The following is a 16,515-nucleotide window of genomic DNA, read 5'->3' on the forward strand; positions in this document are numbered from 1 at the left end:
ATACTCTCAATATCCGCCCGTAGCCCTCAAAAATCAAGATACACGCCTAAATAAGCCTAACGCACCTCGTGTACCGGCAGCATAATATCGCAGACCGAAAAGTCGGCCCCCTTTTCGGCCCGCTTCGCCTTGACCAGCGTCGCAAAGGCCCCGCCGGCGGTGTTCATGATCTCCAGCTTCGGACGCCCAGACGCGGGCATGTCGGACAGGAGCCGCACCTTTGTCATCGCATCGGGCTGCGACGGGGGTTCGCCCACCCTCAGCGCCGCCACCACTTCAAAACCGGACACGACCCGCCCTACGACCGTATAGTCGCGGTCAAGGCGTGTGACCGTATCGCGCATCAGATAAAGCTCGCTATTGGCCGAGTCGGTGGCGTCCCCGCGCCCCATGCCCAGCACGCCGCGGCAATGCGTCCCCCAGGCCCGCACGGCGCGGCTGCCATCACCGGCGGGCGGCATATGGCGGTCGGTCATCGCCACATAGGGCACCGCGCCGATAAAGCCGGTCGTCGCCCCGTCGGGTTGCGCCACCACCGTGTGCGGCACCGTCTCAGCCAGTCTGAACACCGCCTCCAGAGGCAGGTCCGGCAGGGCGCTTTTGCCACCATCCTTATTGTTCGGATTGCCGGTCTGGGCCACGAAATGGTCGATCACGCGGTGGAACAACAGGCCGTTATAAAAGCCCTGCCGCGTCAGGTCTTTGATGCGCGCCACACCCTGCGGGGCCATTTGCGGGCTGAGGACGATGATGACCCGCCCCTGTGTCGTTTCCATGACCAGCGTGTTGTCCGCATCGAGCGGCATCCAGTCCTGCGCGGTCGCTGATGTCGCCAGCAACGCCAATGCCGCAATGGCCCCCGCCCCCCACGCCTGCATCACGCCTTCTCCACGAAGCTGTCGATGACCTTCTTCTCGCCGGAAATGTCGAAATTGACCACCAGCTTGTTGCCTTCGGTTTCGACCACATGACCATAGCCGAACTTGCTGTGGAAGACGCGGGTGCCCACGCTGAGGCCCTTGGAGGGTTGCGGCTTGGCGGCCGGTTGCCGGTGCGGCTGCGGCTTTTTCTCCAGTCGGCTCATATCCACGCCCGACAGACGGTCGCTGAAGCGGCCCTCGGTTTTTGTTTCACTTTTCGTGTGGTTCGGCTGATAACCCGCACGATCCCAGCGGCTTTCCTGCGATTGCCAGCCCGCCTGAGTATAGCCGGTCTGCGACGTCGCCTCGACGTGCTCAATCGGCATTTCGTCGATAAAGCGCGACGGTATCTGGCTGGTCCAGCGCCCGAAAACCTGCCGATTGGCCACAAAGCTAACCCGTGCGATCTCCCGCGCCCGCGTCAGGCCGACATAGGCCAGCCGCCGCTCCTCCTCCAGCCCTTTCAGGCCGTTTTCGTCCATCGAGCGCTGCGACGGAAAGACGCCCTCCTCCCAGCCCGGCAGGAAGACCACCGGAAACTCCAGCCCCTTGGCGGCGTGCAGGGTCGAGATACGCACACTGTTTTCGCCATTGTCGCGCTCAAGGTCCATGACCAGCGACACATGCTCCAGATAGGCTTCGAGGTTTTCGAAGTCCTGCATGGCGTTCATCATTTCCTTGAGGTTGTCGATGCGCGTCCCGCCCGACGTCTTATCGGCGCGCTGCATGTCGTAATAACCGCTCTCAGTCAGCACCATATCGAGCAGCGCATCATGCGCTGTGCTTTTCAGCGCCGCCACCCAGCGGTCGTAATCGCGCAGGAAACCGACCAGCGGCGTTTTGGCCCGCGCCGGCAGTTCATCGGTCTGCACCAGATCACGCACCGCGGCCATGACGCTCTGCCCGGCCAATCGCGCCTGCATCAAGAGCTTCTGCACCGTGGCATCGCCAATGCCGCGCTTGGGCACATTGACGATGCGCTCAAAGGCCAGGTCGTCGTCTTCGGACTGGATCAGACGCAGATAGGCGATGGCGTCGCGGATTTCCGCCCGCTCGAAAAAGCGCGGGCCGCCCACCACCACATAGGGGATTTGCAGCATCAGGAAGCGTTCTTCAAACGCCCGCATCTGGAACGAGGCGCGCACCAGCACCGCCATGTCGGAATAGGCCCGACCCTGCTTTTTCAGACGCTCTATGTCTTCGGCGACGCCCTGTGCCTCGGCCGCGCCGTCCCACAGGCCCTGCACGCGCACTTTTTCGCCGCCCTCCTGATCGGTGAACAGGGTCTTGCCCAGACGTGCGCTGTTGGCGCGGATCAGGCCGGAGGCGGCGGACAGGATATGCTGGGTCGAGCGATAGTTGCGCTCCAGCCGGATGACCCTGGCCCCCGGATAGTCGCGCTCGAACTTGAGGATGTTATCGACCTCGGCCCCGCGCCAGCCATAGATCGACTGATCATCATCGCCCACGCAACACAGGTTGCGGTTGGCATTGGTGAGAATCCGCAGCCACAGATACTGGGCGATATTGGTGTCCTGATACTCGTCCACCAGTACATATTTGAAGCGGCGGTGATAGTGTTCGAGTATGTCCGGATGCTCAGTGAGGATTTTCAGCGTGTGCAGCAAAAGGTCGCCAAAGTCGCAGGCGTTCAGCACCCGCAGGCGCTCCTGATACTCGGCGTAGAGTTCCGGCCCCTTGTTGAAGGCGAACTGCGCGCCCTCGTCGGCGGTCATCTTCGCCACCTTGTCCGGCGTCAGGCCCTTGTTCTTCCACTGATCGAGGAAGTGCGCCATCAGCTTGGGCGGGAAGCGCTTGGTGTCGATGCGCCGCGCCTCCATGATCTGCTTGAGAAGGCGCGTCTGATCGTCGTCGTCGATGATGTTGAAGCTCGACTTCAGCCCGACCAGCTCGGCATGACGGCGCAGCATCTGGGCGGCGATCGAGTGGAAGGTGCCCAGATTGGACAGGCCTTCCGCCGACGGCCCCACCAGCCGCGTCGTGCGCTCGCGCATTTCGCGCGCCGCCTTGTTGGTGAAGGTGACGCAGAGGATTTCCCACGGCTTGGCCAGACCCTGCGCCAGTATGTGCGCGATGCGCGTGGTCAAAACGCGCGTCTTGCCCGTACCCGCCCCGGCCAAAACCAGCACCGGCCCTTCGGTCGAACGCACGGCGTCAGCCTGTTCGGGGTTCAGCCCCTTGAAAAAATCGCTGCTGAAAGAGGCCCCGTTGACCGAGGCCCGCTGACTGATGGGAATGGAAACGTCTTCGCTCATGCCGGCCAGTCTAGCCCGTTCGCCGGACGGAACCAAACGGAAACATCAGCCCGCCCGGCTTATGCACAGGGCGGCTGAGCGTCTCAGGCCGTCTCGCCCTTACGCTTCTTCCCCCCAGACGCCTTCTGCTGAACGAAGGCCAGGGCCGACAGGCGGCAGAAGGAGGCCAGAAGGCTCTCCCCGCGCTTGGTATCCAGCTCGGCAATCAGGGCCGCCAGACTGATTCGGCGATCCTTCGCCATTGTCTCCAGAACCGCCCAGAACTCCGGTTCCAGCGCAACGGAGGTGGCGTGTCCGGCAAGATTAACCGACCTCTTTCTTAAACCCGGCATAGTGTCCCTCCTGTCCAGGTAAGCCTTTGCTGCATCACTGCGTCCCCCGGCGATACGGCAAACTTAAAAAATTGAGTTGACGATGGCGGCACAACCACAAACGTATAATTTTTTATTGTGGTACTATTAAACCGCTACCCTCCGGGCGATGAAAAACCCATGTAAACTCTTGTCGTTTTACATAAAAACGTCAACCATTTTCGGATTTATCCACATCCTGACGTTTCTGTCCGTCCAGTTGACGATCGCGGCGCGCCTCGTCTTCGCGCGCAGCGCGGCGCAGATGACCGGGCAGACCGAAGGTAACGCGGTTCTGAGCGGCCTGCGTCTTATCCCGCTCACGCTGGCGTGCCTTGCGCGCCTTGTTCAGATTGATCACGTCACTCATGGTTCACACTCCGGACCGCACAGACCGGACCATACATTTATAAACGCCATACCCAAGTTCGTTCAATATACAGCGCCGCATTTGCGATTAAAAGATAATTAAGCTGCACCCCGCGCGAAACGCTTTATAATTTTTCATCAAAACACCGTTACGTCAAAAATACAACCACGTTCTTTCGCCCCTTCCGGAATCTTCGCATGACCCTTATTCTCAACATCCTATGGTTCATCTTCGGTGGCTTTGCCGCGGGCCTGGCCTGGTGTCTGGGGGGCTGCCTGCTCGCCCTGACCATTGTTGGCCTGCCGTGGGCCGGGGCGGCCTTCCGTATTGCCGGATTCAGCTTCTTTCCGTTCGGCAAGGCCATTGCCGACCGCGACCTGATGACCGGTCAGGGGGATATGGGGACCGGCGGTACGGGCGCGCTGATGAACATTGTGTGGATCCTTCTGGGCGGCTGGTACATCGCGCTGGGGCATCTGGCTCTGGCACTGGCGCAGGCCGTGACGATTATCGGCATCCCCTTCGCCATCAAAAACGTGCAACTGGCGTGGCTGGCTCTGGCCCCGGTCGGCAAGATCGTCATTGAAAAGCCCTGATCCCGTCCTGTAGATACGCCGGAAACCCGTTCCGGAGAGACAGATGGATTTGGACCGACGCACCCTGATGACCGGCGGACTGGGTATGGGGCTGGCCTCTGCGTCCGGCGCCGTGGCCCAGACCCTGGGCAGCGAGCTGAAAGACCTCAGCGGCACACCTCTGCCGCCTGAGACGACGGAATATGTCGATCTGTGGCCCAAGGGGCCAACGGGCCTGCTGAAGGCGGACCTGAACGAGGCGGTCAAAACCTCACCGAACCCGCCACCGCGCCGGCTGGTGAGCGGTGTGGTGCGTCCGCGGCTGGCCGTCTATCGTCCGCAAAAGCCCAATGGCGGGGCCCTCTTGGTCATTCCCGGCGGAGGCTACACCTACATTTCGGTCGATAACGAAGGCCATAATGTCGGCCGTGTGTTTTCAGCGCAGGGCCTGACCGTCTTTGCCCTCTATTACCGCCTGCCCGCCGAAGGGTGGGCGCAGGCATCGGACGTGCCCCTGATGGACGCCCAGCGCGCCATGCGCCTGATCAAGGCACGCGCCAAAGACTTCCATATTGATCCGACGCGGGTGGGCGTCATGGGGTTCAGCGCCGGCGGCCACCTGTGCGCCTCATTGGCCACGGGCTATGGCGCGCCCGTCTATGCCGCCGTCGATGCCATAGACGCCGAAGACGCCCGGCCTCACCTGTGCGCACCCCTTTATGCCGTGATTTCGATGAAGCCCGGCCTGACCCATGCGGGCTCGCGCAGCAACCTCATCGGCGCGACGGCCAATGAGGAGATCACGGCGCGCTATTCGACCGAAAACCACGTCACGGCGCAGACCCCCCCGGCCTTCCTGCTGCACGCCGAAGACGATGGGGCCGTGCCGGTGGAAAACACCCTGGCCTTCCGCGCCGCGCTCAAGGCCGCCGGTGTCGCCGTAGAGACGCACCTTTACCCCCGGGGCGGGCATGGCTTCGGCATTCTGTCACCGGCTGTGCCGTGGAGCGACCTGTTCCTGCATTTCGCTCGCCAGCAGGGCCTATATAGCCAGACGAATGCCTGATGCCGGGTGTCTTTGTAAATCTTCCGCGACGGTCTCGTGCCCCTGATGCCTCTGAGACATGCGCGCCTTCTCAGCGACCGGAGACCTTCAATATCAGGGGTCGTTGGCATGAAAATGCGTTTGAAAACTTATCCCTGGGTCAACTGTAACCTTGTTAAATACTTTTCATGACTCAGGTTTAATTTGACCCTGATAGCCTATTGCGAGATGTGTGATCAGGCAGGCTCCGGCTTTTCGGAAACCTGCCGATGTTGGAACCCCTGTTGATGCGCGTATTGGCCTGCACATCCCTGACCCTGCTCTTGCCGATCTTCGCACCGGAGATGGCGGTGGCCGGTGAAAACCGGATAGAGCTGCAAAATCTCGCCGCCCGCGTGATTGTGGTGGCGCAGGCGCGTCAGGACATCGACGTGCGCGTCAAGTCGGGCCCCCGCAACATGCCCCAGGTTACGCTGCGCCGTCAGGGGGATCGCGTCATCGTCAACGGCAATGTCGGTGGCCGCAGCCAGTCGTGCGGCGGCGGTGGCGGAAGCCTGTTTGCCTTCACCCTCGGCGACCGCAACGTCACCACGGTGCGGGTGGCTGGCATGGGTCAGGTCAACCTCTCCGAACTGCCGACCGTCTATGTCTATGGACCACAGGACCTCGAAATCGTCAGCACGGGCGCGGTCTATGGCAATGTGTCCGAGACCGGCAGCCTGAAGCTCAACCTGCATGGCTGCGGGGACTGGAATGTCGGCCCCGTGCGCGGCAGCCTCACCCTCCTCAGCAATGGCTCGGGCGACACGCACGCCGCCAGCGCCGGGGACAGCGAAATCATCAGCGCCGGTTCCGGCGATGTCAGCATCGGCGCGGTGCGCTCGCTCAAGCTCTCGCAGTCGGGCTCCGGCGACGTCACGGTGGGCTCCGTCGGCGGCACGCTGTCGGCGGCGACCGCGGGATCGGGTGATGTCAGCATCGGCGCGGTCAATGGTCCGGTTGAAATCAGCGTGGCGGGCTCCGGCGACGTGGTGGTCGCCAAGGGGCGCAGCCCGACGCTCAAGATCGCTCTGGCCGGATCGGGCGACGTGCATTTTGGCGGCGAAGCGAAGATGGTCGAGGCCGCCGTGGTCGGTTCCGGCGATATCTACGTCGCCCGCGCCACAGGTACGGTTCAGAAAAAAGTGCTGGGTTCCGGCGATATCGACATCGGCGGGCAGTAATCCCGAGGGGCATCAGAGCGAATTTGATCCCGAAACGGCGTTCGGCGAAGCCAAAACCGCTGCACACTTTTCGGAAATGCGCTCTAACCGGAGGCGGTCAGCCTGTTCGGTCGCTTGACAGGATCAGCTGAAATCGTCCGCGTCGCGCAGGCGACGGCGAAGTGCGGCGCGCAGCACCGAAATGCCGACGATCAACGGCGACAGGGCCAGCACATAGGCCTTACGCCACAGCGTATCGGCGCGTTTGCGGAAATAATAGACCAGCCCCAGCCCCTTGTTCATCTCGACAAAGACGGGATCGACTCGCGAAGTGTGGCCTTCGTGAATGACCTCAGCCGTGGGATGGAACAGCACCGCTCCGCCCCTCTGGCGGATACGCCAGCACAGGTCCACGTCTTCGACGTGCAGGAAGAAGCGGGTATCAAACCCGCCTACGGCGATAAAATCGGCGCGGGCGATGCAGAAGCAGGCCCCGGACACCGTTGCGACCGGCAGGGGGGCTTCCGGCAGGGGCTCATCCTCGCGGTGAATTTCGTAGCTGCGCAGGAAGGGCAGATATTTGGGCAGGCGCATCAGCGACACGAGGGTCGTGACCGGCGTCACCTCGCCCCGGCGCGAACCGCGCTGTTCCGTACCGTCCGGATTGAGGACACGCGCCCCGACCAGACACGGCCGGGGCGTTTTGAGCGCCGTATCCACCATCGCTTCGATGGCCCCGTCGCAGAGAATCGCATCGGGGTTGAGGAAGACGATCCACGGCTGATTGGCCAGTTGCGCCCCCATATTGGCGGCGCGCGCAAAGCCGATATTGCCATGCCCCTGCACCAGCAGCACCCGCTCATACGCTTCGTCGATATCGCGCAGCAGCTCAACCGTGCGCTCCGAAGACCCGTTGTCGATCAGAACCAGTTGCTTCACCGCCGGTTCGGCCAGCACCCGTTCGATCGAATCAAACAGGATGCGGCCGGAGTGATAGGCGATAATGACGACCGTTACGCCACGGGTATCGCGCGACGGCAGGACGATGTCGGTCCCGGGCGCAAGCGTTTCCGCCTCATCTGCCGCCAGCCTCTGGGCCTTAAGTAGATCGCGGATCGTAGGCGGTAGTGTGCGTTCCATGTAGCGACTTCAAATACTTATTTCAGATCAGGCGGCAGGCTCTCGGTACGCAACTGTTCGGCGGCGGCATCGACTGACAATACGGTCTGCCCCTCCTGCCCCAGATAACGCAGGGCCACTTCACCGGTCTCGGCCTCTTTGCGACCGACCACCGCAATCACCGGCACCTTGGCCAGAGAATGTTCGCGGATCTTATAGTTAATCTTCTCGTTACGCAGGTCCGTGTCAACTCTGAGACCTTGCGACCGCAATTTTGCCGCGACCTGTTGCGCATAATCATTAGCATCGGAAGTGATGGGTGCCACTACCACTTGTATGGGAGCCAGCCACAGCGGGAACTTACCGCCGTAGTTCTCGATCATGATGCCGATAAAGCGCTCGAACGAGCCGAGAATCGCCCGGTGCAGCATCACCGGACGCTGACGCGAGCCGTCTTCGGCCACATATTCGGCCCCCAGACGCTCCGGCAGCACGTAGTCGAGCTGGATCGTGCCACAGGTCCAGGTGCGGCCAATGGCGTCGCGCACGATAAAATCGAGCTTCGGCGCGTAGAAGGCCCCGTCGCCTTCGGCAATGACCGGTTCCACGCCCGCCGCGCGGGCGGCCTCGGCCATCTGCGCCTCGGCCTTGTCCCAGAATTCGTCAGACCCGGCGCGCACCTCCGGACGGGTGGCCAGCGCGATATGCTCGGCCTGCATCCCCAGATCGGCGTGCACCTGACGGCAAAGGGTGATGAACTTCGTCGTCTCTTCGACGATCTGGTCTTCACGGCAGAAGATGTGCGCGTCGTCCTGCGTGAAGCCGCGCACGCGCATCAGGCCGTGCAGCGAGCCCGACGGCTCATAACGGTGGCAGGCCCCGAATTCAGCCATGCGGATCGGCAGTTCCTTATAGGAACGCAGGCCCACCTTGAAGATCTGCACGTGGCCGGGGCAGTTCATCGGTTTCAGGCTGAGGGTTTCGCCTTCGACCGTCTCGCAGACGAACATGTTGGGGCGATACTTGTCCCAGTGGCCCGACTTTTCCCAGAAGGTGCGGTCCAGCACCTGCGGCGTCTTGACCTCAACATAGCCGGCGGCATCGAGACGGCGGCGCATATAGGCCTCCAGCGTGCGCCACAGCGTCCAGCCGTGCGGGTGCCAGAAGACCATGCCGCGCCCCTCTTCCTGCATATGGAAGAGGTTCATCTGACGGCCCAGCTTGCGGTGGTCGCGCTTTTCGGCCTCTTCGAGGCGCGTGATATAGGCCTGAAGGTCCTCCTCAGACGCCCAGGCCGTGCCGTAGATGCGCTGAAGCTGCGCATTATTGTGGTCGCCCCGCCAATAGGCCCCGGCCAGCTTTGTCAGCTTGAAGGCCTTGCCGATAAATTTCGACGACGGGAAGTGCGGCCCGCGGCACAGATCCTTCCAGTTGTCGCCATGGCGATAGACGGTGATGGTCTCCGTGCCGGGCAGGTCACGGATGATATCGGCTTTATAGTGCTCGCCGATCTCCTCGAAGTGCCGGATGGCTGCGTCGCGCTCCCACACTTCGCGCACGATCTTTTCGTCGCGATCGACCAGCTCTTTCATCTTCTTTTCGATCTTGGGCAGGTCGTCGAGGCTGAAAGGCTCATCGCGCGCAAAATCGTAATAGAAGCCGTCCTCGATAGCCGGACCGATAGTGACCTGGGTGCCGGGGAACAGCTCCTGCACCGCCTGCGCCAGCAGGTGAGCGGTGTCGTGGCGGATGACCTCCAGCAGGGCCGGATCGTCGCGCGTCAGGATTTCAATGGCGGCGCTGCCCTCAATGGGGCGGTCGAGATCGTAAAGCTCTCCGTTGAGGCGGAGCATCGCCGCCTTTTTGGCGAGAGACTTGGACAGACCCTCCGCTATGGTTCGTCCGGTTGCGCCCGGCTCATAGGAACGAACGGCGCCATCGGGAAACGTCAGGTCAATCATGTCTTTTCTCACTCTGTGTCCAGTCCATACGAGAGACCAGGACGTCTAGCGCATTCCGAAAAGTGTGTAGCGGTTTTCGGAACCAAATGCGCGGTTATAGATTTGGCCGCGCCCCTACGACAGGCGACGGCAGTCAGTTTTTGCCAACTTTTGGCGGCACCGGATCGTATCCGTGGCCCCCGCCGGGACGGCACCGGCAAATACGCTTAAATCCCAACCATGAACCTTTTATGGGGCCATGCACGATCAGGGCTTCGGCGGTATATTCCGAACAGGTCGGCGCAAAGCGGCAGGCCTGCCCGATCAGGGGCGACAGGCTAAGCTTATAGGCCCTGAGCCCCGTGTTCACGGCCTTGGCATAGAGACGCCCCATGCGGCAATACCTTTTTGGCGAAAATCAGAGACTTGAGTCATTTTGGACACAAAATCAACTCCCTCCCGGCCACGCCACAGAGAGGATTACGCCTTACCCGCCGCCTCGACCGTGGCCTCCAGCGCCAGAAGCGTTGAGGCGTGGCGCGCCGGAAAGTCCTTCACCGACTGAAGGATGGCGAGGTCGGCAAAGCGCTCAGGATAGGCAAATTCGCCGCCCTTGAGCATGGCCTTCATCGCGTCGCGCGCGGCGACGACCTCGGTGATCGGAGCACCGATGACGCTCTGGCTGAGGATGGCCGCGGCGGCCTGACCCAGGGCACAGGCTTCGACCTCCTGCGCGAAGTCAGTGATCACGCCGTCCGCGCGTTTGACTTCCACATGGATGGTCGAACCACACAGCTTGGCGGTGCGGTCAGCCGCGCCATCCGGGGCCTCCAGCCGTCCGACGTGCGTCAATTGCGTGGTGCGGCGCAGAATTTCACGGGAATAGAGTTCGTCGATCATTCACTTCCTCCCCCTCGCCCCTACGGGGAGAGGGTGGCGCGTCAGCGCCGGGTGAGGGGGAGTCCGAGGCCAAGCCCCCTCACCCCAACCCTCTCCCCATAGGGGCGAGGGGGTTTTTGAGCTATATCGTCCCTTCGGCTTTCACCTTCAAGGCTTCGGCGAATTTGGCAAAGCCTTCGCGCAGGTATTTGCGGTATTTTTTCCCCTCACGCTCGGACAGGAAGCCCGAAAACTGTGCCCCGATGGCGAAGTCGCACGCCGTGTCCGACAGGATGTTCAACTCATAAAAGCGGATCAGCGAGCCTTCGTAAAATTTCTTCGGCACGCCGATATGGATGTGCGACAGCGGCGACCAGTCTGACACGAAGCCATTGATCTCCCAGTCCCCCAGCCCTTCATAATGCTCCATGAAGCGTACTGGCGCGCCGAAACCCAGCTTGCCCTTGGCCTCTTTATGGATGGGCGACCACTGCGCCCAGCCTTCGATGTCCTGAAGAATCTCATAGACCGTATCGACCGGGGTCTGAATACCGATACGTTTTTCCACCTTGAGTGCCATGTCTTAAGCCTTCAGTTTCCATGTGGCCCCTGCCGGGCCGTCCATGACCTCTACGTTCAGCGCGGTCAGTTCGTTGCGGATACGATCGGCCTCAGCCCAGTTTTTTTCAGCCCGCGCGGTCTTGCGCGCTTCCAAAAGGGCCTCGACCTTTGCCGACAGGTCATCATCGGCCCCGCCCTTGAACCAGCTTTCGGCCTCCTGTTGCAGTATGCCCACCAAGGCCCCCGCCACCAAAAGCTGCGATTTGGCCAGCGGTTTGTCCGCCTCGGAAGCCTTTTCCAGCGCACTGGCCAGTGCCGACAGTTCCGCCAGCACGCGCGGCGTCGAAAGATCGTCACACAGGGCTTCGATCACCGCTTCCGGCACCGCCGTCTCGACCACGGGCACGTCGGCGGCCTTACGCAGAGCTTCGTAAAGCCCGTCCAGACGCTTGCGCGTCTGCACCAGCAGATCATTATTCCAGTCCAGCGGCGCGCGGTAGTGGGCCGAAAGCAGGGCCAGACGGATCACCTCACCGGGAAATTCCTTGATCAGGTCGTGCACCAGCAACACATTGCCCAGCGACTTGGACATTTTTTCAGCGTCCATGGTCAGGAAGCCGTTGTGCATCCAGTAGCGGGCATAGCTCTCTTCCTGATGGCTATGGCCATGCTGGGCACAAACGCCCTGCGCGATCTCGTTTTCGTGGTGCGGGAAGATCAGGTCGTGCCCGCCGCCGTGAATGTCGATAGGCAGGCCCAGATTGGCCTCGATCATGGCCGAACATTCGATGTGCCAGCCCGGACGCCCTTCCCCCCACGGCGACGGCCATTTCGGCTCACCGGGCTTGGACGGCTTCCACAGCACAAAGTCCTGCGGACTCTTCTTATAAGGTGCCACCTCGACGCGCGCCCCGGCGATCATGTCATCCAGCGAGCGGTTGGAGAGCGCCCCATAGGCCTTATAGCTTTCGACATCGAACAGCACATGGCCTTCAGCTTCATAGGCGTGGCCGTTGCGGATCAGGGCCGCAATCTGCGCCACGATGGCGTTCATGTTCTGGGTCACGCGCGGCTGGATCGTCGGCTCCAGCGCATTGAGCGCCCGCATGTCGGCAGTGTAGATGTCGGCAAATTTCGAGGTGATGACGTCGATATCGACCCCTTCGGCCATGGCCTTCTGGTTGATCTTGTCATCCACGTCGGTGATGTTGCGGGCATAGATGACCGCCTCTTCGCCGTAGAGATGGCGCAGCAGACGGAACAGCACGTCGAACACCACCACCGGGCGCGCATTGCCGATGTGGGCGTAGTTATAGACCGTCGGTCCACAGACATACATCGTCACGCGCTGCGGGTTTTTTGGAACAAAGTCCACCTTCTGGCGTTTAAGCGTGTCGCTGAGTCGCAGTTTCATGACGATTTCTGTTGAACTCCGTGAAGTTTGCCCCATATAGACGCGGCAAGGGTTGGCTTCCAAGCGATTATATCGAGGGCAATCCAATTCCTGCGCAGGATCGTAAACCGCCTGCAAACTTTCAAGGGGTCTTGTGTATGCGACCCCGGCAGAGGGATGCCACGCGTCATACCGGGACCGTCGTCCCGGCGCCACTCGGCCCTCCGGAGATATTAAGTATGGACAGCCTCGACCCGAATTCCCGCCCGCACAGCGAAGACCCGCTGACCCAGGCTCTCGCCCAGACGCGCAGCAAGGGTTTTTCCGAAATCCTCAATGTCGAGCGCCCGTCCAAGGAAGAGGCCATGGCCGCCGTGCGCACGCTTCTGGCCTGGGCCGGTGACGACCCCACGCGCGAAGGCCTGATCGACACGCCCAAGCGCGTCGTCGAAGCCTATGACGAGTGGTTCTCCGGCTATCAGGCCGACCCGGCCAAGGAACTGTCGCGCACCTTTGAGGACGTGCAGGGCTATGACGACATGGTCATGCTGCGCCATATCGACGTCGAATCGCACTGCGAACACCACATGGCCTCCTTCCTCGGTAAGGCCTATGTCGCCTACATGCCGACCGCCAAGGTGGTGGGTATCTCCAAGATCGCGCGCGTCGTGGAAATCTTCTCCAAGCGCCTGCAAACGCAGGAAACCCTGACCAAGCAGATCGCCGACGCCATCGAGCAGTCACTGGCCCCGCTGGGTGTCGCCGTGCTGATCGACGCAGAGCATCAGTGTATGACCACCCGCGGCGTCCACCACAAGAACGTCACTACGGTGACGACTCGCTTCACCGGCGTGTTCAAGAGCGACCTCGCGCTTCAGGACCGATTCATGCGTTTCTGCCAGCCCTGATCGCGCTGAAAATCCAAGGTTTTGACGCCCGATGCTGCCAAAGCGTCGGGCGTTCGCCTGTCAGGCTATATGTTCGCAAAAGCGTCATGAAGAAATTGTAATCCCGCGTGAACGAACCTCTTTACATTTGCGCGAGCTTTGTCCTAAATCAGTTCCTGAAATTTGCGCCTGCTTCCGGCGGGTGGTCTTTTAATGCCTCAAGGCGTCCCGCCGGGACGGTCAGAGGGACTTAGGGAGTTACATCATGGGCGCTAAGCTCGGTGGCGGCGGCGGTTCTCGCTATACCGTCGAACAAAATTCCGACATCAACGTCACGCCGTTCGTTGACATCATGCTCGTGCTGCTGATCATCTTCATGGTGTCCGCGCCGATGGCCACCGTGTCGATCAAGCTCGACATGCCGCCGCCCATTCCGTCGGACACCCCGAAAGAGAAGCCCAAGGATCCGGTCTTTATCTCGATCCAAGGCCCGGATGATCTGTATATTGGTGCCAAGAAGACTTCTTTGGCCACTCTTCCGGCCGATCTGGCTGTGGCTCTGGAGTCGTCCAACCCGACCGAGGAGCGCGTTCTGGTGCGCGGCGATGCCGATATCGAGTACAACGACTTCATGTCGGTTCTGAACACGCTTCAGGACAACGGCTACTTCAAGATCGCCCTGATCAACGAAGACCTGTCGTAAGCGACACTGCCGAAACGATCCCATGACACGCCGGAAGTCCGCTTCCGGCGTGTTTTGCGTTATTGCCCTCGCCTTCAAGGGAGAGCGAAAAGGTATTCATGACCGCTGACGACGACATTGATGACGATCTGCCGCTGGCCAGCGATGGCGAGACGCACGACCTTGTGCTGACCGCAGAAATGGTGGGCGACAGGCTTGATCGCGCGCTGCTCCCCCTGCTGCCCGACCTGTCGCGCGCCCGTCTTCAGGCCCTGATCAGCGAGGGGCGACTGAGCCTCGACGGGCAACCCCTCACCGATGGCAAGCACAAGGCCAGGGTGGGGGCATATGTCCTGACCATTCCGGCCCCCGTCTCGGCGATTCCCGAAGCGCAGAACCTGCCGCTGGAGGTGCTGTATGAGGACGCCCACCTGATCGTGGTCAACAAGCCCGCCGGCATGGCCGCCCATCCGGCCCCCGGCACAGCGGATGGGACTCTGGTCAATGCGCTGCTGTTCCACTGCGGCGAGTCGCTGTCGGGCATAGGCGGCGTCCTGCGCCCCGGCATCGTCCATCGCCTCGATAAGGACACCTCCGGCGTCATGGTGGCGGCCAAGTCCGACGCCGCCCATCGCGGCCTGAGTGAGTTGTTTTCGCGTCACGATATCGACCGCGCCTATGAAGCATTGGTGCGCGGCGCACCGAAAACCGCCTCTGGCACGGTCACCACGCGTATCGGGCGTTCACCCCACGACCGCAAAAAGATGGCCGTGCTGAAAAGCGGCGGGCGCGAAGCCATCACCCATTACCGCACGCTTGAGCGCTTTGGCGGCGACAAGTCCGTCGCGGCCCGCGTGCGCTGTACGCTGGAAACGGGGCGTACCCATCAAATTCGCGTGCACATGGCCTATCTGGGCTGTCCCTGTCTGGGTGATCCGGTCTATGGTTCCGGTGCACCGCACAAGGCAGTGGCCGAGGCGCTGAAAGGTCAGTCCTTTACCCGTCAGGCCCTGCACGCCGCGCATCTGGGCTTCGTCCACCCGATCACGGGCGAGCGTCTCGCCTTTGAGGCCCCCCTGCCCGCGGATATGACGGACCTTCTGAGGACTCTGAAATCGTTGTAGATTTATTTTTGAACCAGTCCGCATAAAATAAATTTCGTACCGGGCCTTTTTTTCCCCGCCGGAGCACCTACATGGAAAAGGAAGACAAAAGCCTGTCCTACACGCGCAGCCACCGGCTGTCGTCTCAGGGGGATGCGCCGATGCCGGACACCAATTCAGGATCAAATTCTGGACCCTTCGACGGGTCCGAAGGGGACGCTACCATGAGCACCAGCTCGCTGACCTCGAATGCCCTCAGCATGCCCAATCCGTCCGTGCTGTCGCCGGACGGCGGCCTGAACCGCTATCTGTCGGAAATCCGCAAGTTCCCGATGCTGGCCAAGGACGAGGAATTCATGCTGGCCAAGCGCTGGGCCGAACACGCCGACCCCAAGGCCGCGCATAAGCTCGTCACCTCGCACCTGCGTCTGGTGGCCAAGATCGCCATGGGCTATCGCGGCTACGGCCTGCCGATCGGCGAAGTGATCTCCGAAGGCAATGTCGGCCTGATGCAGGCGGTCAAGAAGTTCGACCCGGACAAGGGCTTCCGTCTGGCCACCTACGCGATGTGGTGGATCAAGGCGGCGATTCAGGAATACGTCCTGCGTTCGTGGTCACTGGTCAAGATGGGCACCACCGCCGCGCAGAAAAAGCTGTTCTTCAACCTGCGCAAGGTGAAGTCCGAAATCAGCGCCTTGGAAGAGGGCGACATGCGCCACGAACAGGTCACGCAGATCGCCACCAAGCTGGGCGTCTCTGAAGACGACGTGATCAGCATGAACCGCCGCATGTCGTCGCCCGACTCGTCGCTCAATGCGCCGCTGCGCGCCTCTGAGGGCGATTCGGAATGGCAGGACTGGCTGGCCGACGACACCACGCCGTCGCAGGAAACCGTGCTGGCTGACTCCGAAGAGTACAAGCTGCGCATGAGCCTGCTCGAAGAGGCGATGGGCGAACTGAACGAACGCGAACGCGCCATCCTGACGGCGCGCCGCCTTCAGGAAAACCCGACGACCCTCGAAGACCTGGCCGAACGCTTCGGTGTGTCGCGTGAGCGCGTGCGTCAGATCGAGGTGCGGGCGTTCGAGAAACTGCAAAAGGCGATGATGGCCTCGGCTGAGGGTTAAAAAAGAGGCGCGTCGCGGTGAGCGATCCGACCGCCTCTGACGTATTTCATTTTGACACGGCGGCCGTTTTACCTGCGGTCGCCGTA

General features: G+C 61.6%; 17 protein-coding genes. 7 read left to right on the forward strand and 10 right to left on the reverse strand.

Translation table 11 applies throughout. The features are described from left to right. Positions 1-56: 56 nt before the first annotated feature. The 4 genes from AACH73_RS08105 to AACH73_RS08120 form a co-directional block, all read right to left on the reverse strand. Positions 57-878 carry a peptidylprolyl isomerase gene (locus AACH73_RS08105; protein WP_338735722.1) on the reverse strand — a complete coding sequence of 274 codons (822 nt, stop codon included), beginning with the start codon at positions 876-878 and terminating at the stop codon, positions 57-59. Next, on the reverse strand, positions 878-3,196 hold the full coding sequence (locus AACH73_RS08110) for a UvrD-helicase domain-containing protein (protein ID WP_338734527.1): 2,319 nt from the start codon (positions 3,194-3,196) through the stop codon (positions 878-880). The genes AACH73_RS08105 and AACH73_RS08110 overlap by 1 nt, the downstream gene beginning before the upstream one ends. Positions 3,197-3,279: 83 nt before the next feature. Further along, positions 3,280-3,528 carry a ribbon-helix-helix domain-containing protein gene (locus AACH73_RS08115; RefSeq protein ID WP_272741382.1) on the reverse strand — a complete coding sequence of 83 codons (249 nt, stop codon included), beginning with the start codon at positions 3,526-3,528 and terminating at the stop codon, positions 3,280-3,282. A 190-nt stretch (positions 3,529-3,718) separates the two neighbouring features. Further along, positions 3,719-3,916 (reverse strand): DUF4169 family protein, encoded by a 198-nt coding sequence (locus AACH73_RS08120; RefSeq protein WP_272741384.1) that lies wholly within the window; start codon positions 3,914-3,916, stop codon positions 3,719-3,721. A gap of 197 nt (positions 3,917-4,113) precedes the next feature. Here AACH73_RS08120 and AACH73_RS08125 point away from each other — a divergent pair, with 197 nt between their 5' ends. The 3 genes from AACH73_RS08125 (at position 4,114) to AACH73_RS08135 (ending at position 6,759) form a co-directional block, all read left to right on the forward strand. Then, positions 4,114-4,512 (forward strand): YccF domain-containing protein, encoded by a 399-nt coding sequence (locus tag AACH73_RS08125; RefSeq protein ID WP_272741385.1) that lies wholly within the window; start codon positions 4,114-4,116, stop codon positions 4,510-4,512. Between the two features lie 43 nt (positions 4,513-4,555). Continuing rightward, positions 4,556-5,557, forward strand: coding sequence for an alpha/beta hydrolase (locus tag AACH73_RS08130; RefSeq protein WP_338734531.1), 1,002 nt, complete (start codon positions 4,556-4,558; stop codon positions 5,555-5,557). 248 nt (positions 5,558-5,805) lie between these two features. Further along, positions 5,806-6,759: a DUF2807 domain-containing protein gene (locus AACH73_RS08135; protein ID WP_272741388.1), complete on the forward strand. Its 954-nt coding sequence runs from the start codon at positions 5,806-5,808 to the stop codon at positions 6,757-6,759. Between the two features lie 123 nt (positions 6,760-6,882). On the opposite strand, the gene AACH73_RS08140 is transcribed toward AACH73_RS08135, so the two are convergent. From AACH73_RS08140 to cysS, 6 genes are all read right to left on the reverse strand, one after another. Next, on the reverse strand, positions 6,883-7,878 hold the full coding sequence (locus AACH73_RS08140) for a glycosyltransferase family 2 protein (RefSeq protein WP_338734532.1): 996 nt from the start codon (positions 7,876-7,878) through the stop codon (positions 6,883-6,885). A 17-nt stretch (positions 7,879-7,895) separates the two neighbouring features. After that, positions 7,896-9,818 (reverse strand): threonine--tRNA ligase, encoded by a 1,923-nt coding sequence (gene thrS / locus AACH73_RS08145; protein WP_272741390.1) that lies wholly within the window; start codon positions 9,816-9,818, stop codon positions 7,896-7,898. Positions 9,819-9,951: 133 nt separating this feature from the next. Further along, a complete protein-coding gene (gene yidD / locus AACH73_RS08150) occupies positions 9,952-10,191 on the reverse strand; it encodes a membrane protein insertion efficiency factor YidD (RefSeq protein WP_272741391.1) in 240 nt (79 codons plus the stop codon). Positions 10,192-10,277: 86 nt separating this feature from the next. After that, positions 10,278-10,697 carry an iron-sulfur cluster assembly scaffold protein gene (locus AACH73_RS08155; protein WP_272741392.1) on the reverse strand — a complete coding sequence of 140 codons (420 nt, stop codon included), beginning with the start codon at positions 10,695-10,697 and terminating at the stop codon, positions 10,278-10,280. A gap of 121 nt (positions 10,698-10,818) precedes the next feature. Continuing rightward, positions 10,819-11,256: an SRPBCC domain-containing protein gene (locus AACH73_RS08160; protein ID WP_272741393.1), complete on the reverse strand. Its 438-nt coding sequence runs from the start codon at positions 11,254-11,256 to the stop codon at positions 10,819-10,821. Positions 11,257-11,259: 3 nt separating this feature from the next. Next, on the reverse strand, positions 11,260-12,651 hold the full coding sequence (gene cysS, locus AACH73_RS08165; protein WP_272741394.1) for a cysteine--tRNA ligase: 1,392 nt from the start codon (positions 12,649-12,651) through the stop codon (positions 11,260-11,262). A gap of 218 nt (positions 12,652-12,869) precedes the next feature. Between cysS and folE the strand changes: the two genes are divergently transcribed. The 4 genes from folE to rpoH all read left to right on the forward strand — a co-directional run bounded on the left by folE (position 12,870) and on the right by rpoH (position 16,429). Continuing rightward, the gene (folE, locus tag AACH73_RS08170; protein ID WP_272741395.1) at positions 12,870-13,538 is read left to right on the forward strand and encodes a GTP cyclohydrolase I FolE; all 669 of its coding nucleotides are present in this window, start codon (positions 12,870-12,872) and stop codon (positions 13,536-13,538) included. Positions 13,539-13,782: 244 nt separating this feature from the next. After that, on the forward strand, positions 13,783-14,220 hold the full coding sequence (locus AACH73_RS08175) for a biopolymer transporter ExbD (protein ID WP_338734534.1): 438 nt from the start codon (positions 13,783-13,785) through the stop codon (positions 14,218-14,220). Between the two features lie 98 nt (positions 14,221-14,318). Then, positions 14,319-15,323, forward strand: coding sequence for an RluA family pseudouridine synthase (locus AACH73_RS08180; protein WP_338734535.1), 1,005 nt, complete (start codon positions 14,319-14,321; stop codon positions 15,321-15,323). A 203-nt stretch (positions 15,324-15,526) separates the two neighbouring features. Further along, a complete protein-coding gene (gene rpoH, locus AACH73_RS08185) occupies positions 15,527-16,429 on the forward strand; it encodes an RNA polymerase sigma factor RpoH (RefSeq protein ID WP_338735723.1) in 903 nt (300 codons plus the stop codon). The last annotated feature ends 86 nt before the right edge of the window (positions 16,430-16,515 follow it).

This window comes from Asticcacaulis sp. DW145, assembly GCF_037101385.1.
GTDB classification, from domain to species: Bacteria; Pseudomonadota; Alphaproteobacteria; order Caulobacterales; family Caulobacteraceae; genus Asticcacaulis; species Asticcacaulis currens.

Coding starts and splice junctions, on each gene's coding strand:
- AACH73_RS08105 (WP_338735722.1), bottom strand. CDS start 878: ATGCAGGCGTGGGGGGCGGGGGCCATTGCGGCATTGGCGTTGCTGGCG.
- AACH73_RS08110 (WP_338734527.1), bottom strand. CDS start 3,196: ATGAGCGAAGACGTTTCCATTCCCATCAGTCAGCGGGCCTCGGTCAAC.
- AACH73_RS08115 (WP_272741382.1), bottom strand. CDS start 3,528: ATGCCGGGTTTAAGAAAGAGGTCGGTTAATCTTGCCGGACACGCCACC.
- AACH73_RS08120 (WP_272741384.1), bottom strand. CDS start 3,916: ATGAGTGACGTGATCAATCTGAACAAGGCGCGCAAGGCACGCCAGCGT.
- AACH73_RS08125 (WP_272741385.1), top strand. CDS start 4,114: ATGACCCTTATTCTCAACATCCTATGGTTCATCTTCGGTGGCTTTGCC.
- AACH73_RS08130 (WP_338734531.1), top strand. CDS start 4,556: ATGGATTTGGACCGACGCACCCTGATGACCGGCGGACTGGGTATGGGG.
- AACH73_RS08135 (WP_272741388.1), top strand. CDS start 5,806: ATGTTGGAACCCCTGTTGATGCGCGTATTGGCCTGCACATCCCTGACC.
- AACH73_RS08140 (WP_338734532.1), bottom strand. CDS start 7,878: ATGGAACGCACACTACCGCCTACGATCCGCGATCTACTTAAGGCCCAG.
- thrS (WP_272741390.1), bottom strand. CDS start 9,818: ATGATTGACCTGACGTTTCCCGATGGCGCCGTTCGTTCCTATGAGCCG.
- yidD (WP_272741391.1), bottom strand. CDS start 10,191: ATGGGGCGTCTCTATGCCAAGGCCGTGAACACGGGGCTCAGGGCCTAT.
- AACH73_RS08155 (WP_272741392.1), bottom strand. CDS start 10,697: ATGATCGACGAACTCTATTCCCGTGAAATTCTGCGCCGCACCACGCAA.
- AACH73_RS08160 (WP_272741393.1), bottom strand. CDS start 11,256: ATGGCACTCAAGGTGGAAAAACGTATCGGTATTCAGACCCCGGTCGAT.
- cysS (WP_272741394.1), bottom strand. CDS start 12,651: ATGAAACTGCGACTCAGCGACACGCTTAAACGCCAGAAGGTGGACTTT.
- folE (WP_272741395.1), top strand. CDS start 12,870: ATGGACAGCCTCGACCCGAATTCCCGCCCGCACAGCGAAGACCCGCTG.
- AACH73_RS08175 (WP_338734534.1), top strand. CDS start 13,783: ATGGGCGCTAAGCTCGGTGGCGGCGGCGGTTCTCGCTATACCGTCGAA.
- AACH73_RS08180 (WP_338734535.1), top strand. CDS start 14,319: ATGACCGCTGACGACGACATTGATGACGATCTGCCGCTGGCCAGCGAT.
- rpoH (WP_338735723.1), top strand. CDS start 15,527: ATGAGCACCAGCTCGCTGACCTCGAATGCCCTCAGCATGCCCAATCCG.